Origin of the sequence: Burkholderia sp. Ed8 (assembly GCF_040761425.1) — a bacterium.
Classification (GTDB): domain Bacteria; phylum Pseudomonadota; class Gammaproteobacteria; order Burkholderiales; family Burkholderiaceae; genus Burkholderia; species Burkholderia seminalis.
This window is the reverse complement of sequence record NZ_CP142886.1, coordinates 2,786,160-2,810,301: the sequence shown is the minus strand read 5'-3', so window position 1 is coordinate 2,810,301 and position 24,142 is coordinate 2,786,160. Positions and strand designations below refer to the sequence as shown.

The following is a 24,142-nucleotide window of genomic DNA, read 5'->3' as shown; positions in this document are numbered from 1 at the left end:
CCGAACAATCGATCGCGCGCGGTCAGCCGGCACTCAGCCATGCGTCGGCGACCTCGCCGCCCAGACCGTCGAGCGCGCCGTCGTAGACGATCTGTCCCCGCCCCATCACCGCGACCCGCCGCGCGAGCCGCGGCGCGAACTGCAGGCGCTGCTCGATCAGCACGATCGCGACGCCGTCGGCCTGCAGCGCGGCGAGGCAGGCACCGACCTCGTCGACCGCGAGCGGCGCGAGCCCCTCGGCCGGCTCGTCGACGATCAGCACCCGCGGGCGGCCGGCCAGTGCCCGCACCAACGCGAGCACCTGCTGCTCGCCGCCCGACAGCCGCCCCGCTTTCACGTCCGCGCGTGCGGCCAGCAGCGGAAAGCGGTCGAACAGGCGGTCGAGCGCCGCGCGTTCGGCCGGGCCGCGTGCGCCGCGCAATCCGAGCCGCAGGTTGTCGCGTACCGTCAGCAGCGGGAACACGTCACGGCTTTCGGCCACGTAAGCCACGCCGCGCCGTGCGATCTCGAACGTACGCGCGCCCGCGCATTCGGCGCCCGCGATGCGCACCGACCCGGCCGTGCGCACGAGCCCCATCACGGCCTTCGCGAGTGTCGAGCGACCCGAGCCGTTGCGGCCGAGCAGCGCGAGCGTCTCGCCCGGCGCGAGCGCGAGATCGACGCCGTCGAGCACGGGCTGCAATCCGTACCACGCGCGCAGGCCGCGAATGTCGAGCAGTGCGTTCATGCGCGGCCTTCGCCCAGGTACGCGGCACGCACGCGCGGATCGGCGCGGATCGTATCGGGCGCACCGGTCGCGACGACCGCGCCGCGGACGAGCACCGTGATGCGTTCGGCGAAACCGAACACCGCATCCATGTCGTGCTCGATCATCAGCACCGTGCGGCCCTGCGTCGTCGCGCGGATCAGCGCGATCATCCGCGCCGCCTGCGCGCGGCTCATGCCGGCCGTCGGCTCGTCGAGCAGCAGCGTGCGGGCGCCGCTCGCGAGCGCGATTCCGAGATCGAGCGCGCGCTGTTCCGCGTAGCTCAGTTCGGCGGCCGGCGTGTCGCGCCGTGCCTCGAGCCCGATGTCGCGCAGCACGCGCGCGGCCGCGAGATCGATCGACGCCGATTCGCGCAGCCGGTTCCACCAGCGCCGCCGTTCGGCCGGCGCATGCAGCGCCGCGCAGCGCAGGTTGTCGAACACGGTCAGCCGCGCGAACGCGCTCGTTTGCTGGAAACTGCGGCCGACGCCGAGGCGGCTCGCGACGACGGGCCCGCGCCCGCGCAGGTCGACGCCGTGCAGCACGACACGCCCGCGCGTCGGCCGTACCGCACCGGCAATCACGCCGAACAGCGTCGACTTGCCCGCGCCGTTCGGCCCGATCAGCGCATGGCGCTCGCCGGCCGCGATGCTCAGTTCGACGCCGTCGAGCACGGTCTGCGCGCCGAAGCGCTGCACGACGCCCTGCAGCGCGATCGCATTGCCGTTCATCGCACGTCCTCCCGCTTGCCGGCCCGCGCGAACCGCGCGCGCCAGCCCCACAGCAGCGTGCCGATGCCGGCCGCCGAGCACGCGACGGCCCAGCCGGCCGGCGTATCGGCGTCGATGCCCCATGCGCCGAACGCGAGGCCCGTGCCGTCGTCCTGCGCGAAGCGCCACGCATAACCGAGCTCGCCCGCGCAGACGATCGCGACGCCCCAGAACACGCACGCGCCGAGCGCGCACAGCATGCGCCACCGCTCGGGCGCCGGCGCATCGCGCCGCATCGCATGCACGAACGCCTGCGCGATGCCCGCGAGCCCGCGCGGCGCGGCCACGACGATCGCGACGAACAGCACGCCGAGATACAGCGCCCACGCGCGCGACACGCCCGCGACACCGATGCTCAGCGCGGTCAGCACCGCGGCGCCGGCCGCGGGCCCGAAGAACGCGCCGGTACCGCCGATCACCGCGGCGATCAGCACGGTCGCCGAGCGCGCCATCGACACGCTGTCGGGCGTCGCGATCTCGATGTCGATCAGCGTCAACGTGCCCGCGATGCCCGCGAAGAACGACGCGCAGGTGACCATGGCGAGCCGCACGCGGCGCGGATCGGTACCGAGCGCGGCGACGCGCGCCGGGTTGTCGCGCACCGCGTTCGCGAGCCGCGCGAGCGGCGTGCGCGTCAGCGCGTGCATGGCCCACGCCGAGACGATGCACCACGCGGCGATCACCGCATACGCGTGCGCCGGTGCGCCGAATTGCCCGTTGCCCCACGGCGCGCCGCTCGCGCGATCGATCGGCACGCCGCCGAGACCGCCGAACCACGCGGGCACGCTCCACGCCGCCGCCGCGACGCATTCGCCGAGCCCGAGCGTGATCATCGCGAACGCGGTGCCGGAGCGACGCGTCGCGAGCAGCCCGGCGACGCAGCCGAAACCCGCGCCGGCCACGCCGCCGACGAGCGGCAGCAGCGGCAGCGGGCCGCCGAGATGGTTGAACCAGTGCGCGGCGGCGAACGCACCGAGGCCCGCGAACGCCGCGTGCCCGAACGACAGCAGCCCGGTCGTGCCGAGCTGCAGGTTGTACGACAGCGCGAGCACGACGAGCGCGGCCGTCTGCGCAAGATAGCCGAGCACCGCGCCATGCGGCCACAGCCACGCGGGCAGCACGAAGCACGCGGCGAACAGCGCCCAGCGCGCGAGTCCGGCGAACGCGCGGCTACGCATCGGCACGCTCGCCGAACAGCCCGCGCGGCCGTGCGACCAGCACCGCGACGAGCAGCAGGTACGGCACCAGCGGCGCGAGTTGCGCGATCGACACCGCGGCCACGCGGTCGGGCAACGCGATGCCGATCCATTGCGCGAGGTCGCGCAGCGACGTGTCGCTCGCGGCCGCGAAAGTCTGCGCGAAGCCGACCGCGAGCGACGCGACGAATGCGCCGCCGAGCGAGCCGAGGCCGCCGATCACGACGACCGCGAAGACGACCGACCCGACGGTCTCGGCCAGCGCGGGTTCGATCACCGCGAGCGGCGCGCCGATCACGCCGGCCAGCGCCGCGAGCGCGGTGCCGGCGCCGAACAGGCCCGTCATCACGCGCGGCACGTCGTAGCCGAGCGCCTCGACGGCCGCGCGATGCGTGAGCGCCGCGCGCACGACGAGCCCGAGGCGCGATGCGCGCAGCAGCGCACCGAGCGCGACCAGCATCGTCGCGGACATCGCCATCATGAACAGCCGGTAGCGCGGCAACGCGAGGCCGAACACGCTCACCGGCGCGCCGTCGAACAGCCGCGGCACCGGCGCCGGCAGCGGCGCGAGGCCCCAGGCGAGTTTCGCGCCCTCGCCGATCAGGTACGCGAGACCGAAGGTCAGCAGCAGCTCACTGGTATGGCCGCGCGCCTGCACGCGGCGCAGCAGCGTGCGTTCGCAGCCGGCGCCGAGCAGCCCGACCGCGAGCGGCGCGAGCACGAGCGCGGGCCAGAAGCCCGCCTGGGCCGCGATGCTGTAGCCGACATACGCGCCGAGCATGTAGAAGCTCGCATGCGCGAAGTTCAGCACGCCCTGCACGCTGAAGATCAGTGTGAGGCCGGCCGACAGCATGAACAGCAGCAAGCCGTAGCTGAGGCCGTTGAAGGCCTGGAGCGCGAACGCGTGCACCGCGAGCCGTCAGGCCGTGAGCGGCTCGAGCGCGGCGCGCAGCGCATCGGGCAGCGGCACGGGGCGGCGTGTCTCGCGATCGACGTACACGTGCACGAAATGGCCCTGCGCGGCGGGCGACGCAGCGCCTTGCGCGAACAGCCCGACCTCGTAGCGCACGCTCGACGTGCCGAGCTTCACGACGCGCAGCCCCGCGTCGACCGACTGCGGAAACACGAGCGGCGCGAAGTAGTTGCACTGTGTCTCGACGACCAGCCCGATCGTCTGCCCGTGCTCGACGTCGAGCACGCCCGCGCGGATCAGGTACTCGTTCACGACGGTGTCGAAGTAGCTGTAGTAGACGACGTTGTTCACGTGCCCGTAGACGTCGTTGTCCATCCAGCGGGTCGTGATCGGCAGGAAGTGGCGATAGGCGTCGCGCGGACGCGGCTGCGGCTTGTCGGACATGGCGATGGCGGTCAGGACGATGGAAACGGTGAGGACGACGCGCGGCGGCCGTGCGGCACGGCACGCCGGCATGAAGCGCCACGCCGCGGCGCGATCGCGCGCGGCGCGGCGAATGACACCCTGGGGGCAGGCCGGCCCGTCACTGCCCCCGCCGGTCGACGAACTCGACATCGAGGCCGCGCGCACGCATCCAGTCGGCAAGCGCGAAGCCCGTACCGGCACGCCACGGACGCAGCAGCGGCGGATCGACGAGCCGGTATTCGAGCAGTTCCGGCGACAGCGACACCGTGCCCGACGCCCGCACGTGGTACGCGATGATCAGCTCGTTCTTGCGGATGAATTCGTACACGCCGACGAGCGACACGTGCTCGGCCTTCAGCGCGGTTTCCTCGAACACCTCGCGCGCGATGCCGTCCTCGGGCGTCTCGCCGTTTTCGAGGAAACCGGTGATCAGCGCGAACATCCCCTCGGGCCACGCCGCGTTGCGGGCGAGCAGGATCTGGCCGTCGAGCTCGACGATCGCGGCGACGACCGGCAGCGGGTTGTTCCAGTGCACATAGCCGCAGGTGTCGTCGGGACACGCCTGGCGGATGCGGCCGCCTTCATGTTCGGGATCGGCGCGCTCGGTCAGCGGGCTCGCGCAGCGCGGGCAGAAGCGGTAGTCGGCGGTGGTCATCGGTGAGGATCTGGCGAGCGCCGGACGGCCGCCTCCCGGCTGCCCGCGCACCCGCTCGGCGCGGGAAAGGCTTCATTCTAGCGAGTTTGCCCGCGCCGCAGACGATCCGTCCCCGCCGGCGTCAGGATTGCCGGCGCGCGCTCGCGGCGGTCGCCGCGAAGCCGGCGGCGCCCGCGAGCAGCGCGGCGACCGCGACCCACAACGCCGGCGTGAACGACCCGAAACGCGCGGCCAGCGGCGCCGCGACGAGCGGCCCGAGGATCTGCCCGATCCCGTACGACGCGGTCGCATAGCCCATCAGCCCGGCCGCGCGCTCGCCGTGCAGCCGCCGCGCCTCGCGCATCGCGAACAGCGTGATCGCGGTGAACGGCAGGCCGAGCAACGCGCTGCCCGCCGAGAAGCCGGCCGCGTTCGGCCACACGATGCCGGCCACGATGCCGAGCGCCTGCGTCGCGCAGCCGGCCGCGAGCAGCAGCCGGTTGTCCCAGTGGCCGGGCAGCCGCGCGGCCGTGATCGCGCCGACGATCAGCGCCGCGCCGAACATCGGCCAGAACAGGTCCGGCCACGGCGAGCCGGCCGGCAGCGCGGCGCGCGCGATCACCGGCAGGAACGTCGCGGTGATGATGTAGCCGAAGCCCGGCGCGCCGTACAGCACGACGAGCCACGCGGCATCGAGGCGCCGGCTTCGCACGCCGGCGGCCGGCGCCGTCGAGGCTGCCGTCGCGCCCGCGGCCGCATGCGGCACGGCAGCCGCCGAGGGTGCCGCGGGTGGCGGCACCGTGCCGAACGTGCGCCAGATCGCCACCGACAGCACGGCCGACAGCGCCGCGAAGCCCAGCCAGCCCGACGCCGCGCGCTGGCCGGCCAGCGCGCTGCCGATCAGCCCCGTCACGACGATGCCGACGCCCGGCCCCGCGTAGATCACCCCGCTCCATTCGGGCGCGTGCAGTTCGGCCAGGCGCCGCAATCCCCACTGCGACACGAACACGAACGTCCACGCGCTGACGATGCCCGCGACGAAGCGCACCGCGAGCCACACGGGCAGCAGGTGGCCGACGCCCATCGCGGCGGTCAGCAGCACGGTGGCCGCGAGCCCGAAGCGGACCATCCGCGCGGGCGCGATGCGCAGCGCCGCGCAACTGACCGCGCCGACGAAGTAACCCGCGTAGTTCGCCGACGCGAGCCAGCTGCCGGCTTTCAGGCCGATCGAGCCGTCCGCGAGCATCAGCGGCAACAGCGGCGTGAACGCGAAACGGCCGACGCCGAGCACGACCGCGAGGCCGACCATGCACGCCAGCGCGGCCGCGCGGGCAAGGCGGTCGGCCTGGTCGGACGAAAGGACGCCGGCAGCGGCGGTCGAGGCATCGAAGCGGGACATGGCGGCAACGGCCGGCACTGAGCGCGCCGGCCGGATCGGAAACCGGAATGCGGCCATCGTAGCTTGACCAAACGTTCTTGAAAAATGAATAATCAAGAATCGACTCATCCCTCGGAGAGAATCATGGACCTGGCCGCGCTGGCGATTTTCCGGGCGGTCGTGCGCGAGAACGGCGTGACGCGCGCGGCGGCCAAGCTCAATCGCGTGCAGTCGAACGTCACCACGCGCATCAAGCAGCTCGAGGAAGAACTCGGCGCCGCGCTGTTCGTGCGCGACGGACGCCGGCTCGTGCTGACGCCGGCCGGGCAGACGCTGCTGCCGTATGCGGAGCGCCTGCTCGCGCTCGCCGACGAGGCGCGCGACGCGGTGCGCGAGGACACGCCGCGCGGCCGGCTGCGGCTCGGCACGATGGAAAGCACGGCCGCGAGCCGACTGCCGGCTCTCCTCGCGCGCTATCACCACGCGTGGCCCGACGTGTCGCTCGAACTGGTGACGGGCACGACGGGCTGGCTGATCGACCGGGTGCGCGACTTCGAGATCGATGCCGCGCTGTTCGCGCGCCCGCCCGAACCGGGCGGGCTGCCCGACACGTTCGAGACGGTGCCGGTCTTCCGCGAGGATCTCGTGCTGCTGACGCCGCGCGGCCATCCGCCGGTGCGCACGCCGCGCGACGTGATCCTGCCGACGCTGATCGCGTTCGAGCGCGGCTGCGCGTACCGCAAGTACGTCGAGCAATGGTATGCGGCGCACGGCATGAAGCCCGCGCGCGTGCTCGAACTCGGCTCGTACCATGCGATCGTCGCGTGCGTCGCGGCCGGCGCTGGCGTCGCGGTCGCGCCGCGTTCGGTGCTCGACCTGCAGCCGGAAACCGGCAACATCGCCGCGCACACGATTCCCGAACTCGAAGGCATCGACACGCTGCTCGCGTGGCGACAGGGTTATGCGTCGGCGGCGCTCGCCGCGCTGCGCGATGCGCTCGCCGAGGCCGCGCGGCCGGCCGGCGACACGACGAAGCCGCCGGCGATCGTGACGGCCTGACCGGTGCGCGCGTCGCCGCATCGATCGACGTGCGCAAACGAAACGACCCGACCGGCATCCGCCGATCGGGTCGTTGTTTCATTCACGCGATGCCGTCAGCGCAACGGCATCGCACCGGTCGCATGACGATCAGAGCCGCTCTTCGACCCAGCCCTTCACGCCGGCCAGCGCGCCCGGCAGGTTCGCCGGCTCGGTGCCGCCCGCCTGCGCCATGTCCGGACGGCCGCCGCCCTTGCCCCCGACCTGCTGCGCGACGAAGTTCACGAGTTCGCCGGCCTTGACCTTCTTGCTCGCGTCCGGCGTGACGCCCGCGATCAGGCTGACCTTGCCGCCTTCGACGGCCGCCAGCACGATCGCCGCGCTCTTCAGCTTGTCCTTCAGCTTGTCGACCGTTTCGCGCAGCGTCTTCGCGTCGGCGCCGTCGAGCGTCGCGGCCAGCACGTACACGCCGCCGACTTCGACGGCCTGCTGTGCGAGCTCGTCGCCCTGGCTCGATGCGAGCTTCGACTTCAGCGCGCCCAGCTCCTTCTCGAGCGACTTCACCTGGTCCTGCACCTGCGCGATGCGCTGCGTGAGTTCCGACGGCTGCGCCTTCAGCGCGGCCGCCGCTTCGTTCACGCGCGCGTCGAGCTCCTGCACGTAGCGCACCGCGTTGTCGCCGGTGATTGCCTCGACGCGGCGGATGCCGGCCGCGACGCCGCCTTCGACGACGATCTTGAAGAGCCCGATGTCGCCGGTGCGGTGCACGTGCGTGCCGCCGCAGAGTTCGCGCGAGAAGCCGAGATCGAGCACGCGCACTTCATCGCCGTACTTCTCGCCGAACAGCGCCATCGCGCCGCCCTTCACCGCTTCGTCGTACGGCATCACGCGCACGATGCCCGGCGCGTTGGCCAGGATCTCGTTGTTGACGATCTGCTCGACGCGACGGATTTCGTCGTCGGTCATCGGCGCGTTGTGCGCGAAGTCGAAGCGGGTCTTTTCCGCGTCGACCAGCGAACCCTTCTGCTGCACGTGCGCGCCGAGCACTTCGCGCAGCGCCTTGTGCATCAGGTGGGTGGCCGAGTGGTTGCGCTGCGTGCGGGCACGGCGATGCGCGTCGATTTCCGCGCGCAGCACGTCGCCGACCTTCAGCGTGCCCTGCTCCAGCGTGCCGTGATGGCCGATCACGTCGGCCTGCACCTTCAGCGTGTCGGCCACCGCGAAGCGCGTCGCGGCGTTCGCGAGCACGCCCTGGTCGCCGACCTGGCCGCCCGATTCCGCGTAGAACGGCGTGTGGTCGAGCACGACGACCGCATCCTGGCCGGCCTTCACTTCGTTGACGGCCGAACCGTCGACGTACAGCGCGACGACCTTCGCGTCGTCGAACGCGATGTCCTCGTAGCCGTGGAACGTGGTTTTCGCGCCCGAGTATTCGAGGCCCTGCGCGGCCTTGAACTTGCCAGCCGCGCGCGCCTGTTCGCGCTGGCGCGCCATCGCGTCGTCGAATGCCGGCTCGTCGACCGTCATCCCGCGCTCGCGGCACACGTCGGCCGTGAGGTCGAGCGGGAAGCCGTAGGTGTCGTGCAGCTTGAACGCGAGTTCGCCGTCGAGCACCTTGCCGCCCTTCGCCTCGACGTCGGCCAGCGCCGCCTCGAGGATCGACATGCCGTGCTCGATGGTCTCGAAGAAGCGCTCTTCTTCCTGGCGCAGCACGTCGGTCACGCGCTGCTCGGCTTCCTTCAGCTCCGGATACGCGACGCCCATCTCGGCGACGAGGTCGGCCACCAGCTTGTGGAAGAACGAGCCCTTGCGGCCGAGCTTGTAGCCGTGGCGGATCGCGCGGCGCACGATCCGGCGCAGCACGTAGCCGCGGCCTTCGTTGCCGGGGATCACGCCGTCGACGATCAGGAACGAGCATGCGCGGATGTGATCGGCGATCACCTTCAGCGAGTTGTTCGTGAGGTCGCTGATCTCGGTCACGCGCGCGGCGGCCTTGATCAGGTTCTGGAACAGGTCGATCTCGTAGTTGCTGTGCACGTGCTGCAGCACGGCGGCGAGACGCTCGAGGCCCATGCCGGTGTCGACCGACTGCTTCGGCAGGCGCGTCATGTTGCCCTGCGCGTCGCGGTTGAACTGCATGAACACGAGGTTCCAGATCTCGATGTAGCGGTCGCCGTCTTCTTCGGGCGACCCCGGCGGGCCGCCCCACACGTCCGGGCCGTGGTCGTAGAAGATTTCGGTGCACGGGCCGCACGGGCCGGTGTCGCCCATCGTCCAGAAGTTGTCCGACGCGTAGCGCGCGCCCTTGTTGTCGCCGATGCGGATGATGCGCTCGGTCGGCACGCCGACTTCCTTCGCCCAGATGTCGTACGCCTCGTCGTCTTCCTGGTAGACGGTGACCCACAGCTTGTCCTTCGGCAGCTGGTAGACCGTGGTCAGCAGCTCCCACGCGAACTTGATCGCGTCGTGCTTGAAGTAGTCGCCGAACGAGAAGTTGCCGAGCATCTCGAAGAACGTGTGGTGGCGCGCCGTGTAGCCGACGTTCTCGAGGTCGTTGTGCTTGCCGCCCGCGCGCACGCTGCGCTGCGCCGTCGTGGCGCGCGAGTACGGGCGCGGGTCCGTGCCGAGGAAGACGTCCTTGAACTGGACCATGCCCGAGTTCGTGAACATCAGCGTGGGGTCGTTACCGGGCACGAGGCTCGACGAGCGGACGATCGTATGGCCCTTCGATTCGAAGAATTTGAGGAATTTCTCGCGGATTTCGGCAGCTTTCATGGCGTGCGGGGACAGTCTGGCAAAGACGGCTTCAAAACGCCGGCGCCCTTGACGGGCGCGCGACGGCATGGATTCGGAAACGATCGATTATACGGGATCGGGGCCGGCTTCCGGGCAAAGCGCCGGCAAAGCGGCTCGGCCATCCGGACGGCCCGGCTGGGCCACCCGCGCGGCCGATTCGCCTTAAGATGCTCGGCATGCCAATCGGCCTTGCCCGACAAGGCAGGCCAGCCATGAAAGGAGACGATTCGACGATGGGTGCCCTGAGCCATATCCGCGTGCTGGACCTCACCCGCGTGCTCGCGGGCCCGTGGTGCGCGCAGACCCTTGCCGATTTCGGCGCGGACGTGATCAAGGTCGAGCGCCCGGGCGCCGGCGACGACACGCGCCACTGGGGGCCGCCGTACCTGAAGGACGCGGACGGCGCGGATACCGCCGAGGCCGCGTACTACCTCGCGGCGAACCGCAACAAGCGCTCGGTGACGATCGACATCGCGACGCCCGAAGGCCAGCAGATCGTGCGCGAGCTCGCCGCGCAAAGCGACGTCGTGCTCGAGAACTACAAGGTCGGCCAGTTGAAGAAATACGGGCTCGATTACGCGTCGCTGCGCGCGGTGAAGCCCGATCTCGTCTACTGCTCGGTCACCGGCTTCGGCCAGACGGGCCCGTACGCGCACCGCGCGGGCTACGACTTCATCGTGCAGGGGATCGGCGGCTTCATGAGCATCACCGGCGAGCGCGACGGCGAGCCGGGCGGCGGCCCGCAAAAGGCCGGCGTCGCGATCGCCGATCTCGCGACGGGCCTTTATTCGACGATTGCGGTGCTCGCCGCGCTCGCGCACCGCGACCGCACCGGCGAAGGCCAGTACATCGACATGGCGCTGCTCGACGTGCAGGTCGCGCTGCTCGCGAACATGAACACCAACTTCCTCGCGAGCGGCAAGCCGCCGGTGCGCTGGGGCAACGCGCATCCGAACATCGTGCCGTACCAGACGTTCCAGACGCGCGACGGCTGGATCATCGTCGCGGTCGGCAACGACGGGCAGTTCCGCAAATTCGTCGAGGCCGGCGGCCGGTCCGAGCTGGCCGACGACGAGCGCTTCGCGACGAACCCGTCGCGCGTGCGCCACCGCGACACGCTGGTGCCGATCCTCGCGGAGATGGTGAAGGCGCGCGGCAAGGCCGACTGGATCGCCGTGCTCGAAGCGGCCGGCGTGCCGTGCGGCCCGATCAACGATCTCGACGAGGTGTTCGACAACGAGCAGGTGGTCGCGCGCGGGATGCAGGTATCGCTGCCGCACCCGTGCGGCGCGGACGTGAAGCTCGTGCGCAACCCGATCCGGATGAGCGCGACGCCGCCCGACGCGCGCACGGCCCCGCCGCTGCTCGGCGCGCAGACCGACGACGTGCTGCGCGAGATGCTCGGCTACGACGACGCGCGGATCGCCGCGTTGAAGGCGAAGCAGGCGATCTGACGCGCCGGGCTCGCGCGGCGGCGGCTCGCCCGCCTACCGCGCGAGCGCGTCGAGCCAGCCGCGGGCGGCCGGCCAGTCGCCGAGCCCGCTGTCCGCGTTGAGGTGGCCGCGCGGGCCGATGTCACGGAATTCGCTGCCCCACGCGTGCGCGCAGCCGCGCGCGAACGCGAGCGACCCGTACGGATCGTCGCTGCTCGCGACGACGCAGGTCGGAAACGGCAGCCGCTCGCGCGGCACCGGGCCGAAGCCGTGCGCGTCGGCCGGAAACGCCGGTCCGGCGGGATCGGGCAACGCGACCAGCAGCGCGCCGCGCACTTTCGCGAGCGCGGCCGGACGCGCATAGCGCGTCGCCCACCACGCGGCGGTCAGCGTGCCGAGGCTGTGGGCGGCGATCACCACGGGCCCGCGCGCGGCTTGGACCGCGCGGTCGAGCGCGAGACACCAGCCGTTGCGGAACGCGCGGTCCCAGTCGGGCATCGCGACACGCGAAAAGCGCGCATCGGCACGCTCCCAGCGGCTCTGCCAGTGAAGCGGGCCGGAATTGCCGTAGCCCGGCAAGACGAAAACGAAGGGGTCGCTCATGGCAGGGTTCGTCGACGAATGGAATCGTGTGGTGGCATCGACGAAGTGTCGCACACCCTCCTCTCCCTGATGCTGCCTGTCAAAAAACCGGAGGATGTGCGTGAGGAGCGAGCGGGCCGCGACGTCGATTCAGGTCGACGTCACGGCCGTCCTGCGTTCAGCGGACGCCGGCGCCGACCAGGCCGCCTGCCGCCGCACCGGCGACCGTGCCGACCGGGCCGCCCGTGATCAGGTAGCCGAGTGCGCCGCCCGCGGCCGCGCCGATCCCGGCATTACGCTGCGTATGCGTCATCGCACATGCGCCGAGTTGCGACAGGGCCGCGACGATCACCGCGGTACGAACGAGAAAAGTGGTCTTCTTCATCATGGTTATTGGCTTCCTCCCGCCAGGCAAAAAATACGAGTGGCGGCGTTGAATCGGTAAAGCCATCATAGGAAAACCCGAACGGCGCGGGCAATCCGATTTACGTCGTGTTACAGCCGACACACACTCGATATATTGCGGCGCGCATCGCGCACGCAGGGTACCGGACCCGCGACCCGCGCGGGACGGACCCCGGTCAGGTAGAATTACAGGATTAAACCGGCGCGACGCGCCGACACAACCTGACGCCAACCGCATGAGCACCGAACGCAACGACGCCCCCGCGGCTTCCAATTTCATCCGTAACATCATCGACGACGACAACCGCACCGGCAAATGGGGCGGACGCGTCGAGACGCGCTTCCCGCCCGAGCCGAACGGCTATCTGCACATCGGCCATGCGAAGAGCATCTGCCTGAACTTCAGCGTCGCGCGCGACTACGGCGGCGTGTGCCACCTGCGCTTCGACGACACGAACCCGGAAAAGGAAAGCGTCGAGTACGTCGATTCGATCGTCGACGCGGTGCGCTGGCTCGGTTTCGACTGGCGCAAGGACGCGGTCGATCATCAGTATTTCGCGAGCGACTACTACGACAAGCTGTACGAGTTCGCCGAGCTGCTGATCAAGCGCGGCAAGGCGTATGTCGACAGCCAGAGCGCCGACGAAATGCGCGCGAACCGCGGCTCGCTGACGGAAGGCGGCAAGCCGTCGCCGTTCCGCGACCGCACGCCGGAGGAAAACCTCGACCTGTTCCGCCGCATGAAGGCCGGCGAGTTCAAGGAAGGCGAGCACGTGCTGCGCGCGAAGATCGACATGGCTTCGCCGAACATGAACATGCGCGATCCGGTGATCTACCGGATCCGCTACGCGCACCACTACCGCACCGGCGACGCCTGGTGCGTGTATCCGATGTACGACTACACGCACTGCATCTCGGATGCGCTCGAAGGCATCACGCATTCGCTGTGCACGCTCGAATTCGAGGATCACCGCCCGCTGTACGACTGGGTGCTGAACGAACTCGCGGAAGCCGGCGTGTTCACGCGTCCGCTGCCGCAACAGATCGAATTCTCGCGCCTGAACCTCACGTACGCGATCACCAGCAAGCGCAAGCTGCTGCAGCTCGTCACCGAAGGCCACGTCGACGGCTGGGACGACCCGCGGATGCCGACGATCGTCGGCGTGCGCCGTCGCGGCTTCACGCCGGAGAGCATCCACCTGTTCTGCGAGCGGATCGGCGTGACGAAGATCGATTCGTGGATCGACATGAGCATCTTCGAGGGCGCGCTGCGCGACGACCTCGACGACAAGGCCGCGCGTACGGTCGCGGTGCTCGATCCGCTGAAGCTCGTGATCGACAACTATCCGGAAGACCTCGAGGAAGCGTGCACGGCGCCCGTGCATCCGCACCACCCGGACCGCGGCGTGCGCACGTTCCCGATCTCGCGCGAGCTGTGGATCGAGCGCGAGGATTTCGTCGAGAACCCGCCGAAGGGCTATTTCCGCCTGTTCCCGGGCAACAAGGTGCGCCTGCGCTACGGCTACGTGATCGAATGCACGGGCTTCGACAAGGACGCCGACGGCAACGTGACGGCCGTGCACTGCAACTACTTCCCGGACAGCAAGTCGGGCACCGAAGGCGCGAACACGTACAAGGTCAAGGGCAACATCCACTGGGTCAGCGCGAAGCATGCGCAGCCGGCCGAAGTGCGGATCTACGACCGCCTGTTCAAGGAGCCGCATCCGGACGCGGGCGGCGCGAACTTCCTCGAGGCGCTGAACCCCGATTCGAAGAAGATCGTGCAGGCTTATCTGGAGCCCGGTAACGGCGACATCGCGCCGGAAACGCGCCTGCAGTTCGAGCGTCACGGCTACTTCGTTGCCGACCGTGTCGATTCGAAACCGGGCAAGCCGGTGTTCAACCGGATCGTCGGGCTGCGCGACAGCTGGGGCAAGCCGGCCTGACGGCCTGCTCGGCGCGCGCGGCGGCTTCGGGCGCCGCCCTCGCGTCACCCATAAAAAAACCGGCCCAAGCGCCGGTTTTTTTGCGCGCATCGAAACGGCCCGCCGCGGCGGGAGCCGCCGCACACGCTCATGCGCCCGCCAACCGCCGATGCAGGTCCGCCAGCGACAGCTTCGTGCGAAACAGCCGCGCGAGGCTGCGGCTCGCATATGCGTCGACGTCGCCCGGCGCGGTCCAGCGGTACGCATCCATCTCGGGAATCATCGAGCCGTCGCGACGGCTCGGGAACAGCGACGTGCACGTGCAGTGCGCGGGATCGATCTCGCCTGCGGCCACCCGCACCGCGAACAGGTGCAGATCCTTGTCGTGACGATAGGAAAACCGGCCGAGATCGAGCAGCCGCGCCGGCGCGAGCTCGATGCCGGTTTCCTCGAGCAGCTCGCGCAGCGCGGCGTCGGCCGGCGTCTCGCCGGGCTCGCCCTGCCCCTTCGGGATATCCCAGTGCGTGGTATCCGTCGCGTGCGCGAGGAACACGCGGCCGGCCGCATCGAGAATCACGACGCCGCACGACACCGTGCGCGGCGCGGCGCCCCGCTTCATCGCGCGTGTGCTCAGCGCTTCTGCAGCTGCCACTTGCCCGTGGCCGTCTTGCAGTAGACGGGCTTGAGCGTCATCGTCTGGCCCTTCGCGGTGATGTCGGTGGTGATTTCGCGGCAGGTCTTGCCGTCCGTCTCGGTCGTGGTCGGCGTGAGCTTCGCGTCGATCTGCGTGCCGCGGCCGCTGCTCTGCCACGTCGTGGTTTCGCCGTCCTTGCCTTCGTCGCGCGCCTGCACGACGGCCTTCGAGAGCGACGCGCGGTCGGCGTTGCTGAAATAGCTGATCGGCGTGTCGTTCAGGAAGCTCAGGTTGTTCTGCGCATGGGCGGGCAGCATCGCGGCTGCGCACGCGGCGCCGGCCAGCACACGCGTGACGACGGAAAGGGATGCGCGCATCGACATGTTTTTCTCCTTGGATGTTCGATCGAACGGCGCGCTGCGGGCCGGCGAACCGGCCCGCAGCGCGCCCGTCAGCGAGCGAGCATAGCATGCGTGCCGGCGGCAGCGCCTTCTAGGGCCCGGCCGGCGCGGCCGTTTGCTGATATCCGTCAGTCAGCGTGCCGAGGAACGCGATCACGTCCTTGATCTCGGCCGCGTTCAGCGCCGGCTGCTCGCCGCGCTTGCGGTCGAACGGCGGCTCGCGGTTGATGTTCGGCCAGTAGCGCTTCGGCAGGTCGTCGTAGATCTGCACCTTGCCGTGCACGACCGGGTAGAACTTCTCCGGATGGATGTCGCGCTCGACGTAGAAGCGCATCACGTCCTCGAGCGTGTGATACACGCCGTTGTGGAAGAACGTCTTGCGCAGCGCGACGTTGCGCAGCGACGGCGTGCGGAACAGCCCGCAGAATTCGTCGCGGCCCTTCAGGTCGGTGCGCTCGGGACCGCACGCGCCGAAATCGTAAAAGCGCGGGTCGCGGTTGACGGGCAGCGCGCGGTTGCGCGGCACCGCGATCGCGATCAGCCCGAAATCGCTGAACTGCGGCGGGCCGCCTTCGAGCGTGCGCTGGCTGATGTGGCAACTCGCGCAGTTGCCCTTCTTCTCGTCGTTGAACAGCTGCAGGCCGTGCAGCTCGGCAGGCGTGAGCCGCGCGCGGCCGGCCAGATACGCGTCGTACTTGCTCGTGTACGGATCGAACAGCGCCGGCTGCTGCTGGAATGCGTCGAGCGCGCGCAGCACGGCATCGAACGTTGCCCGATCGTCGCCGAGGACCTGATCGCCGAACGCCTTGCGGAACGCGTCGGCATACGGCGCGGCGCGAACCGCCTTCGCCACCCGTGCGGGCGAGCTGCTCATCTCGAACGGCGACGTGAGCGGAATGCGCGCCTGCGCGTCGCGCGTGTCGACACGGCCGTCCCAGGTCAGGCCGCCGGTCGGACCCGCGTCGATGCTTTCATCGCCTTCGTCCGGCGAATCGTGAAAGTGCTCGCTGAACGGAGGAATGCCGCGCAGGTACTTCAGCGACGGCACCGCGCGAAAACCGCTACGGTGCATGTCGTCGCCGCCGAGCTGCACCGACAACGCGTTCGGCGGCCCGAACGCATGCTCGGCGCTATGGCACGACGCACAGGCGAGCTTGCCGGACCCGGACAGCGACGGATCGAAGAACAGCTGCTTGCCGAGTGCCGTCATCTGCTTCACGCCCTCGAACACCTGCGCGCGCGTCTGCGGCTGGCTGGCTGGCGCGACCGCCGGGCCGGCCGACGCGGCCTGAGCCGCCGGTACGACGGACGCGGCCGACGCGGTCGTGCCGGGCCGCGCATCGCAACCGGCGAGCGCCGCGAGTCCGCCCGCGAGTGCCAGCGCGGCCGCGGCGGAGATCAGCGATCGCGCGGACGCGAGGGATTTCAGAAGGGTGTGCATCGTCGTTGTTCTGGTAGCGGTGGGCGATCGGCCGGAGCTTATGTCAGTTCCATGACCGTTCAATGACGTTCCACCGACAGTCAATTGAAAGCGCGCCTACACCCGGCTGTCAAATCGGTTCCAGATAATGCGCGCTGCCGGGCGGTACCGCGAGGTTCGTGCGTCGGCCCTCCCGCCACCCGGTTCCCACACGCGACCAACGACGAATGAGAGAGAACATCGCATGAAGAAGCACGCCTGGATTCGCTACACGCCGATCGCCCTTGCGGCCGCGCTCAGCCTGACCGCCTGCGGCGGCGACGATGTCACGCAGCAAGGCCTGTCCGCCGTCAAGAACGTCGTCGTGATCTATGCGGAAAACCGCAGCTTCGACAACCTGTACGGCAACTTCCCGGGCGCGAACGGCCTGCAGAACGCGACGGCCGCGAACTCGGTGCAGAAGGATCGCGACGGCTCGACGATGGCGACGCTGCCGAAGATCTGGGGCGGCCTGACCGCGACCGGCATCACGCCGGCGGTCACCGAGGCGATGACGGCGAACCTGCCGAACGCGCCGTTCGCGATCGACGACCCGAAGGGCTTCAACCAGTCGATGAGCATCGCCACGCGCGACATCGTGCATCGCTTCTACCAGGACCAGATGCAGATCAACGGCGGCAAGAACGACATGTACGCCGCCTGGACCGACGCGGGCGGCCTGACGATGGGCCACTACACCGCGGATCCGTCGAAGCTGCCGCTGTGGAAGATCGCGCAGCAGTACGTGCTCGCCGACAACTTCTTCATGGGCGCGTTCGGCGGTTCGTTCCTGAACCACCAGTACCTGGTCTGCGCGTGCGCACCGTACTACCCGAACGCCGACAAGAGCCCCGCGGCCGGCAAGATCGCCGTGCTGAATGCCGACGGCAAGTCGCTGAAGGTCGCGACGAACTCGCCGGCCTCCGCGCTGAGCGGCCCGCCGAAGTTCGTCAACGACGGCGCGCTCACGCCCGACTTCTACGGCATCAACACGATGCAGCCGGCGTATCAGCCGAGCGGCAACAAGGCGGCCACGGGCGGCGACCCGCTGCTGGCCGACCCGGCGAATCCGTCGACGATGCCGCCGCAGACGGCGACCAATATCGGCGACCTGATGACCAACGCAGGCGTGTCGTGGGCCTGGTACAGCGGCGCATGGGGCCAGGCGCTGCAGGCGAGCCAGAACGGCACGTCGAACGTGATCTACGGTGCCGATCTGTCGACGCCGAACTTCCAGCCGCACCACCAGCCGTTCAACTACTTCGCGAACCAGGCTCCGGGCACCGCGAGCCGCGCGCAGCACCTGCTCGACGGCGGCGCGAACGGCGCCGAGTTCATCAAGGCGATCGACGCGGGCGCGCTGCCGCAGGTCGCGTTCTACAAGCCGCAGGGCAACCTGAACGAACACCCGGGCTACACGGACGTGACCTCCGGCGACCAGCACATCGCCGACGTGATCGCGCACCTGCAGGCCAGCCCGCAGTGGAAGAACATGGTTGTCGTCGTCACGTACGACGAAAACGGCGGCTTCTGGGATCATGCCGCGCCGCCGAGCGCCGACCGCTGGGGCCCGGGTACGCGCATTCCGGCACTGATCGTGTCGCCGTACGCGAAGAAGGGCTTCGTCGACCACACGCAGTACGACACGGGTTCGATCCTGCGCTTCATCACGCGCCGCTTCTCGCTGCCGCGCCTCGCGGGCCTGCAGCAGCGCGACGACGCGCTGAAGGCGAACGGCGGGCAGCCGATGGGCGACCTGACGAACGCGCTCGCGCTGTCGCCGAACCTGTAACGGGCCCGCACCGACCGGGCCGGCGGCGAAGCCGGCCCGAACGCACGAAGGGCGGCCTGCCGGCCGCCCTTCTTTCATGCATCGCGTACCCGCGCGTTACCAGCCGTACTTCAGCTCGACGCCGACGTAGTCGGCGTTGTGCCCGCCCGCCTGCCGGATCGCATCGCCGACCTGGAAATGCACGGCCTCGATCGCGCCGATCAGGTTCGCGGCGATCGTCCAGTCCGCACGCAGCTGCACGTACATCCCCGTCCACAACCCGCCCTTGCCTGCCGTGCCCGGCACGACCGCGTTGCCCTGCTGGTAGACCGCATCGCCGGTCGTCTCGCGCCACTGGAAACCGAGCGCGCCGAGCAGCGACAGGTTCGCCGATGGCTTCAACGTCACGGACGGCTTCACGTGGATCAGGTTCGAGTAACCCGTGAATCCCGCCAGCGTGAAGTAATAGCCGTTCGGAAACAGCGGGTTGAAGGTGCCGACGCGGCCGTCGTGCGGATGCCGGTCGCCCGACGCCGCATCGACCTGCAGCGCGACGCGCGGCGACCACGGCGCGTCGAGCCGGTAGCCGGCGATCGAGCCGACCGCCCACGCGCGGATCGAACTGCTGCCGACCGTGCCCGTCTGCAGCATCGTCTCGAGATCCCAGTCGAAGCGGCCCTGCGTGCCCGTGTACCGTAGATCCCACACGTCGCGCCGCTCGGCGCCGCTCGCATCGAGAAAGCGCGCGTTGCTGCGGTTGTAGCGCGACCAGTAGCCGGACAGGTCGCCGGGCCCGACCGACTGCCGCTCGAAGCGCACGCCGCTGAAGGTGAGATCGCGGTTCGACACGTCGTCGAACGCGGACACGGTGCGGTTCTGCACCGGCTGCGTCGCATACCCGATGAAACGCCACTTCCGGTACTCGTAGTCGGCCCACACCGCATCGAACGCCTGCCGCACGTTCGGGCCGTCGCGCGCGGCGATGAAGCGCTGCAGGTCGAACGCCATCTCCTGGCGGCCGACGCGGAACTTGACCGTGCCGCCGCCGAGCGCACCCGTGTAGGTCACGAAGGCCTGTTCGAGATCGAGCGGATTCTTGTCGACCGGCGATATCGTGTTCTTGCCGAACGCGCGGTCGTCCTGCAACTGCACGAAGAATTGCCAGTGCGGGCCGAGATGCGCATCGGCGTGCACTTCGACGCGCTGGATCAGGTACGTGTCCGATTGCGCGGAGCCGATGCCGAACAGCGGCGCATCGTTGGTCTCCAGGCGCTCCCGCAGGTTCACGCCGAGCGACAGATAGGCGGCCGGATCGTTGCCGAGCGGGATGTACTTCAACCCGTCGAGCGGCGCGCGCGGCACGCACGGATTCGCGAGCACCGACCAGTCTTCCTGCCAGCGATTGAACAGCACGGTCGGCCGCTTGGCCGTACAGGTCGATGCGGTGCCGTCGGCGGCCGACGTCGGGGTCGCGGCGGTTGCCGTTTCCGCGCAGGCGGCGTCTGCGCCCGCGAACAGCAGCCCCGCGACGACCGACGCCCGGGCCGCACGATCGAAGCGGCGCGCGCGACGATGCCGTTCCCGCCGCGGGCTCATGCGTGCTCCGGCTTGACGGTGCCCGCCGCTTGCGACGCGCGCAGCGCGAGTACCGCCAGCGCGCAGACGGGCACGAGCAACGCCGCAAACCCGACGTAGCGGAATCCGAGCGCACCGCATGCCGCGCCGAGCGCGAACGCGACGATCGCGGGCAGCATCTTCGCGAAGCGCGCGCGGGCGGCCGCGCGCACGCTGTCGGCCGTGCCGGCGGACAGGATATCGACGACGTCGAGGATCGCCTGCGTGACGTTGCCGGTCATCACCGTGTTCGGCACGCCGGCGCGCGGAATCACGCGCGGATGCGCGTTCTGCACGCCCATCGCGAACGTGCCGACGATGCCGGCCACGAGCGCCGGCAGGCTGTCGGGGTGCGTGACGGGCGTCGCCCACACGCCGGCCGCGCAGAAGCCGAGCAGCAGCACGGCCTGTACCGCGTGCAGCGCACGCGTGCCCTGCCAGGCGGGCCGCGCGGACATCGACCGTGCGATCAGGCTGCTCGCGATCACGCCGCACACGAACGCGGGAAACACGCTGAGCTTCAGCACGACACCCTGGCCGAAGCCCGCGATGCCCGCGCCGATCAGCACGAAGTTGCCCGTCACGTGCGCGGTGAACAGCCCGAACAACGCGACGAAGCTCAGCGTGTCGACGAAGCCGGCCACCGCGGCAAGAATCGTATCCTCGTGCTTCATCGTGCCGCGTCCGCGTGGATCTCGGCGACGTAGCCGCCCGGGAACTGCACGAGCGCCGCATCGCGGCCGTCCGACGCGAACGCCGGCACGAGCACGGTCACGCCCGCGGCCTGCGCCTGCTTCAGCGTCGCGGCGAGATCGCGCACTTCATAGCCGGTCATCTCGCGGCCGAACGGGTAGGGCAAATGGCCGTCGGTGGCGAGCACCGTCATCTTGCCGAAGCCCGATTCGATGCGGATGCGCCGGTACGTGTCGTTCGGCCGGCCGATCTCGATGCCCGGCGCGCGGCGCACGTCGGACACGATCTTGCCGTGCGAGAACGCGACGAAGTCGCGCACGAGCGTGTCGGCGCTTTCCGGCGACACGTACACGCGGTTCTCGGGCACCGTCTCCAGCGCATCGTAGTGCGGCGCTTCCGTATGCCAGTACAGCTGCATGTTCACGCCGCCCGGCCAGCGGATGATCGCGTCGCGGCCGATCGGGTCGGGGAACGTGTCGACCACCACGTCCGCGCCGTGCGCGCGCGCCGACTTCATCGCGACGTCGAGATCGGTGACGAGATAACCGGTGCGCTCCGCGCAGAACGGATACGGGATCGGCGTCTTGAAGCCGAACACCGAGACCGTGCCGACCGGCGTGAGCACGAGCTGCGACATCGTCTGGCTCGGCGTGGGCGTGACCTGGAACACGCCCTGCTTCGACTTCTTGCCGCCGAAGGTCGCGACGAAGCTGTCGGTGAAGCGGTCGAAGTCCTCGGGCGCCACGCACACGTGCGTCGTGTCGTACTGCGGGCCGACGGCCACGGCCGGCGTCGCGCCAGCCTTCGTGACCGGCGTCTTCGCGAATGCGACCGGCGCGACGGCGAGACCGCCCGCGATCATTGCGGCGAGCAACACGGAACGAATGGATTTCATGAAGGGTTTTCCTGGTTGTGTCATCGTCATCGAGTCGTGCGGCCGTCACCGGCCGCGTGCTTCGTATCGGCGAGCAGTGTCGCGAGCACGAGTGCCGCGATCAGTCCGAGATGCTCGAAAAAGCTGTTGAGTGCCATGAAATGCTCGGCGCCCGTGCGGTTCCAGAAATCGTTCGCCACCGCCATCGCGACCAGCGTCAGCATACCGAGGCTGCCGGCACCGAGCCAAGTGAAGCGGTTGAACACCACGCACAGCGAGCCGGCGATCTCGACCGCGATCGCGAGCGCCGCCCACAGCGCGGCCGGGTGCAGGCCGAAATGCGCCTGCTCCGCGACCGCGCCGCCGAAGTCCAGCGCCTTCGCGACGCCGCCGATCAGGTACGCGGACACCAGCGCCAGACGCACGAGCGGCAGGACCCACGGCTGCGCCAGCAGCGCACGGACCCATGCCGGGTTGCCGACGCGGCCCGGGTTGGTCGGGATCGCCATGTCAGACCGCCCAGCACGAACAGCCGAACGCGCCCCAGAAGCCCTTTGCATCCGAGGTCGGCAACGCGCGGCCCCACGCGCCCGCATGCGCATGCCCATGCACGTTGCACGCGCTCGAACAGCCGCACGCGGCGGCCGCTGCCGCCGCACGCTGCAGCGGTGCACCGTCGCGCCGTGTCGCGCCCCAGCCGCCGTAACCGCCGTACTCGCGCACCGGCGACCAGTCGGGCATCGCGGGCGGAATCGGCGCATCGTGCGACGCGAACGGCCCCGCGCCCCACACGATCCTGCCGCCCACCACCGTCAGCAGCGCGGACGTGTCCACGATATCGTCCTCCGCGCAGGTGAAGAAATCGCGATCCGGGACCATCAGGTCGGCCAGTTGCCCGACCGCGATGCGCCCTTTTTTCCCCTCCTCGTTCGAGAACCACGTCACGTACTCGGTCCACATGCGCAGCGCGGTCTCGCGATCGAGCAGGTTGCGCCGAGGATACATCCGCAACCCGCCGACCGTCTTGCCCGTCACGAGCCACGCGAGCGACACCCACGGGTTGTACGACGCGACGCGCGTCGCGTCGGTGCCGGCCGACACCTTGAGCCCTTTCTCGAGCATCTTCGCGACCGGCGGCGTCGCCTCGGCCGCCTGCGCGCCGTAGCGTTCGACGAAGTATTCGCCCTGGTACGCCATCCGGTGCTGCACCGCGATGCCGCCGCCGAGCGCGGCGATGCGGTCCATCGATCGTTCGGAGACGGTTTCCGCATGATCGAAGAACCAATTGAGTCCGTCGAGCGGAATATCGCGGTTCACCTTCTCGAACACGTCGAGCGCACGACTGATCGTTTCATCGTACGTCGCATGCATGCGCCACGGCCAGCGGTTCTGCGCGAGCACGCGCACGACGCCTTCGAGATCGTCTTCCATCTGTGCCGGCAAGTCCGGCCGCGCGACGCGGAAGTCCTCGAAATCGGCGGCGGAGAACACCAGCATCTCGCCCGCGCCGTTGTGGCGGAAATAGTCGGTGCCGTCGTGATACGTGACGCTCTTCGTCCAGTTCACGAAGTCTTCCTTCTCCGCGTTCGGCTTCTGCGTGAACAGGTTGTAGGCGATCCGCACCGTCATCTCGCCCGCGTCGTGCAGCTTGCGGATCACTTCGTAATCGTCGGGATAATTCTGCGAGCCGCCGCCCGCATCGATCACGCCCGTCACGCCGAGCCGGTTCAGCTCGCGCATGAAATGGCGCGTCGAGTTGTACTGGTAGTCGAACGGCAGCTTCGGCCCCTTCGCGAGCGTCGCGTAGAGGATCGTCGCGTTCGGGTTCGCCAGCAGCAGCCCGGTCGGGTTGCCCGCGTCGTCGCGCAGGATCGTGCCGCCCGGCGGCTCGGGCGTGTCCTTCGTATAGCCGACCACCCGCAATGCAGCCGCGTTCAGCAGCGCGCGGTCGTACAGGTGCAGGATGAACACCGGCGTATCGGGCGCCACCGCATTGAGTTCGTCGATCGTCGGCAGGCGCTTCTCCGCGAACTGATGCTCGGTGAAGCCGCCGACCACGCGCACCCACTGCGGCGCGGGCGTGATCGCGACCTGGCGCTTGAGCATCTCCATCGCGACGGCGAGCGAACGCACGCCGTCCCAGCGCAGCTCGAGGTTGTAGTTCAGGCCGCCGCGAATCACGTGCGTGTGGTTGTCGATCAGGCCCGGCAGCACGGTGCGGCCGTCGAGGTCGACGACCTTCGTCGCGCGACCCGCGAGCGGCACGACGTCCGCGTTGCCGCCGACCGCGACGAAGCGGCCGTCCTTGATCGCGACGGCCGTCGCGACCGGGTTCGCACGATCGAGCGTCGTGATGCGCCCGTTGTGCAGGATGAGATCGGGTTGAGTATCGGTTGCGCTCATGAAGTGTCCTCGA

22 protein-coding genes are annotated in these 24,142 nt (G+C 69.6%); 4 read left to right on the top strand and 18 right to left on the bottom strand.

Annotated features, from left to right (window positions below; translation table 11 throughout):
- Nucleotides 1–22: 22 nt before the first annotated feature.
- From VXM69_RS26825 to VXM69_RS26795, 7 genes are all read right to left on the bottom strand, one after another.
- Nucleotides 23–727 (bottom strand): ABC transporter ATP-binding protein, encoded by a 705-nt coding sequence (locus VXM69_RS26825; protein ID WP_059556993.1) that lies wholly within the window; start codon nucleotides 725–727, stop codon nucleotides 23–25.
- A complete protein-coding gene (locus tag VXM69_RS26820; protein ID WP_034191191.1) occupies nucleotides 724–1,476 on the bottom strand; it encodes an ABC transporter ATP-binding protein in 753 nt (250 codons plus the stop codon). Before VXM69_RS26820 ends, VXM69_RS26825 begins: the two co-directional genes overlap by 4 nt.
- Nucleotides 1,473–2,693 carry a branched-chain amino acid ABC transporter permease gene (locus VXM69_RS26815; RefSeq protein ID WP_367189521.1) on the bottom strand — a complete coding sequence of 407 codons (1,221 nt, stop codon included), beginning with the start codon at nucleotides 2,691–2,693 and terminating at the stop codon, nucleotides 1,473–1,475. Before VXM69_RS26815 ends, VXM69_RS26820 begins: the two co-directional genes overlap by 4 nt.
- On the bottom strand, nucleotides 2,686–3,621 hold the full coding sequence (locus VXM69_RS26810; protein ID WP_034191193.1) for a branched-chain amino acid ABC transporter permease: 936 nt from the start codon (nucleotides 3,619–3,621) through the stop codon (nucleotides 2,686–2,688). The genes VXM69_RS26815 and VXM69_RS26810 overlap by 8 nt, the downstream gene beginning before the upstream one ends.
- Before the next feature lie 9 nt (nucleotides 3,622–3,630).
- Nucleotides 3,631–4,068 carry a thioesterase family protein gene (locus tag VXM69_RS26805; protein WP_034191208.1) on the bottom strand — a complete coding sequence of 146 codons (438 nt, stop codon included), beginning with the start codon at nucleotides 4,066–4,068 and terminating at the stop codon, nucleotides 3,631–3,633.
- 139 nt (nucleotides 4,069–4,207) lie between these two features.
- Nucleotides 4,208–4,744 carry an NUDIX domain-containing protein gene (locus VXM69_RS26800; RefSeq protein ID WP_367189520.1) on the bottom strand — a complete coding sequence of 179 codons (537 nt, stop codon included), beginning with the start codon at nucleotides 4,742–4,744 and terminating at the stop codon, nucleotides 4,208–4,210.
- Between the two features lie 121 nt (nucleotides 4,745–4,865).
- Nucleotides 4,866–6,122: a YbfB/YjiJ family MFS transporter gene (locus VXM69_RS26795; RefSeq protein ID WP_367189519.1), complete on the bottom strand. Its 1,257-nt coding sequence runs from the start codon at nucleotides 6,120–6,122 to the stop codon at nucleotides 4,866–4,868.
- Between the two features lie 123 nt (nucleotides 6,123–6,245).
- Here VXM69_RS26795 and VXM69_RS26790 point away from each other — a divergent pair, with 123 nt between their 5' ends.
- Entirely contained in the window at nucleotides 6,246–7,160 is a 915-nt protein-coding gene (locus tag VXM69_RS26790) for a LysR family transcriptional regulator (protein ID WP_049031957.1), read from the top strand.
- A 129-nt stretch (nucleotides 7,161–7,289) separates the two neighbouring features.
- On the opposite strand, the gene alaS is transcribed toward VXM69_RS26790, so the two are convergent.
- On the bottom strand, nucleotides 7,290–9,914 hold the full coding sequence (gene alaS, locus VXM69_RS26785) for an alanine--tRNA ligase (RefSeq protein ID WP_034191197.1): 2,625 nt from the start codon (nucleotides 9,912–9,914) through the stop codon (nucleotides 7,290–7,292).
- A gap of 254 nt (nucleotides 9,915–10,168) precedes the next feature.
- On the opposite strand from alaS, the gene VXM69_RS26780 reads away from it, so the two are divergent.
- A complete protein-coding gene (locus VXM69_RS26780; RefSeq protein WP_069245622.1) occupies nucleotides 10,169–11,389 on the top strand; it encodes a CaiB/BaiF CoA-transferase family protein in 1,221 nt (406 codons plus the stop codon).
- A 33-nt stretch (nucleotides 11,390–11,422) separates the two neighbouring features.
- Here the strand turns inward: VXM69_RS26780 and VXM69_RS26775 are convergent, their stop codons facing one another.
- Entirely contained in the window at nucleotides 11,423–11,971 is a 549-nt protein-coding gene (locus VXM69_RS26775; protein WP_059556998.1) for an alpha/beta hydrolase, read from the bottom strand.
- A gap of 157 nt (nucleotides 11,972–12,128) precedes the next feature.
- Entirely contained in the window at nucleotides 12,129–12,338 is a 210-nt protein-coding gene (locus VXM69_RS26770) for an ornithine acetyltransferase (protein WP_006497729.1), read from the bottom strand.
- A 253-nt stretch (nucleotides 12,339–12,591) separates the two neighbouring features.
- On the opposite strand from VXM69_RS26770, the gene VXM69_RS26765 reads away from it, so the two are divergent.
- On the top strand, nucleotides 12,592–14,301 hold the full coding sequence (locus VXM69_RS26765) for a glutamine--tRNA ligase/YqeY domain fusion protein (RefSeq protein WP_034191200.1): 1,710 nt from the start codon (nucleotides 12,592–12,594) through the stop codon (nucleotides 14,299–14,301).
- A gap of 127 nt (nucleotides 14,302–14,428) precedes the next feature.
- On the opposite strand, the gene VXM69_RS26760 is transcribed toward VXM69_RS26765, so the two are convergent.
- The 3 genes from VXM69_RS26760 to VXM69_RS26750 form a co-directional block, all read right to left on the bottom strand.
- Entirely contained in the window at nucleotides 14,429–14,899 is a 471-nt protein-coding gene (locus VXM69_RS26760) for an NUDIX hydrolase (RefSeq protein WP_367190211.1), read from the bottom strand.
- A gap of 11 nt (nucleotides 14,900–14,910) precedes the next feature.
- The gene (locus VXM69_RS26755; protein ID WP_034191202.1) at nucleotides 14,911–15,297 is read right to left on the bottom strand and encodes a hypothetical protein; all 387 of its coding nucleotides are present in this window, start codon (nucleotides 15,295–15,297) and stop codon (nucleotides 14,911–14,913) included.
- Between the two features lie 109 nt (nucleotides 15,298–15,406).
- A complete protein-coding gene (locus VXM69_RS26750; RefSeq protein ID WP_367189518.1) occupies nucleotides 15,407–16,756 on the bottom strand; it encodes a cytochrome-c peroxidase in 1,350 nt (449 codons plus the stop codon).
- Nucleotides 16,757–16,979: 223 nt separating this feature from the next.
- On the opposite strand from VXM69_RS26750, the gene VXM69_RS26745 reads away from it, so the two are divergent.
- Nucleotides 16,980–18,566, top strand: a complete 1,587-nt coding sequence (locus VXM69_RS26745; protein WP_049035813.1) for an acid phosphatase — start codon at nucleotides 16,980–16,982, stop codon at nucleotides 18,564–18,566.
- 96 nt (nucleotides 18,567–18,662) lie between these two features.
- On the opposite strand, the gene VXM69_RS26740 is transcribed toward VXM69_RS26745, so the two are convergent.
- From VXM69_RS26740 to VXM69_RS26720, 5 genes are read right to left on the bottom strand one after another with little or no spacing between them, the layout of a single operon-like run.
- A complete protein-coding gene (locus VXM69_RS26740; protein ID WP_367189517.1) occupies nucleotides 18,663–20,141 on the bottom strand; it encodes an alginate export family protein in 1,479 nt (492 codons plus the stop codon).
- Complete coding sequence (locus tag VXM69_RS26735) at nucleotides 20,138–20,833, bottom strand: YoaK family protein (RefSeq protein WP_175902309.1); 696 nt, start codon at nucleotides 20,831–20,833, stop codon at nucleotides 20,138–20,140. The genes VXM69_RS26740 and VXM69_RS26735 overlap by 4 nt, the downstream gene beginning before the upstream one ends.
- Nucleotides 20,830–21,747 carry a glyoxalase gene (locus tag VXM69_RS26730; RefSeq protein WP_367189516.1) on the bottom strand — a complete coding sequence of 306 codons (918 nt, stop codon included), beginning with the start codon at nucleotides 21,745–21,747 and terminating at the stop codon, nucleotides 20,830–20,832. The genes VXM69_RS26735 and VXM69_RS26730 overlap by 4 nt, the downstream gene beginning before the upstream one ends.
- Before the next feature lie 26 nt (nucleotides 21,748–21,773).
- Nucleotides 21,774–22,235: a DoxX family protein gene (locus VXM69_RS26725; RefSeq protein ID WP_069245618.1), complete on the bottom strand. Its 462-nt coding sequence runs from the start codon at nucleotides 22,233–22,235 to the stop codon at nucleotides 21,774–21,776.
- 1 nt (nucleotide 22,236) lies between these two features.
- Nucleotides 22,237–24,129, bottom strand: a complete 1,893-nt coding sequence (locus VXM69_RS26720; RefSeq protein WP_034186745.1) for an amidohydrolase — start codon at nucleotides 24,127–24,129, stop codon at nucleotides 22,237–22,239.
- Between the last annotated feature and the right edge of the window lie 13 nt (nucleotides 24,130–24,142).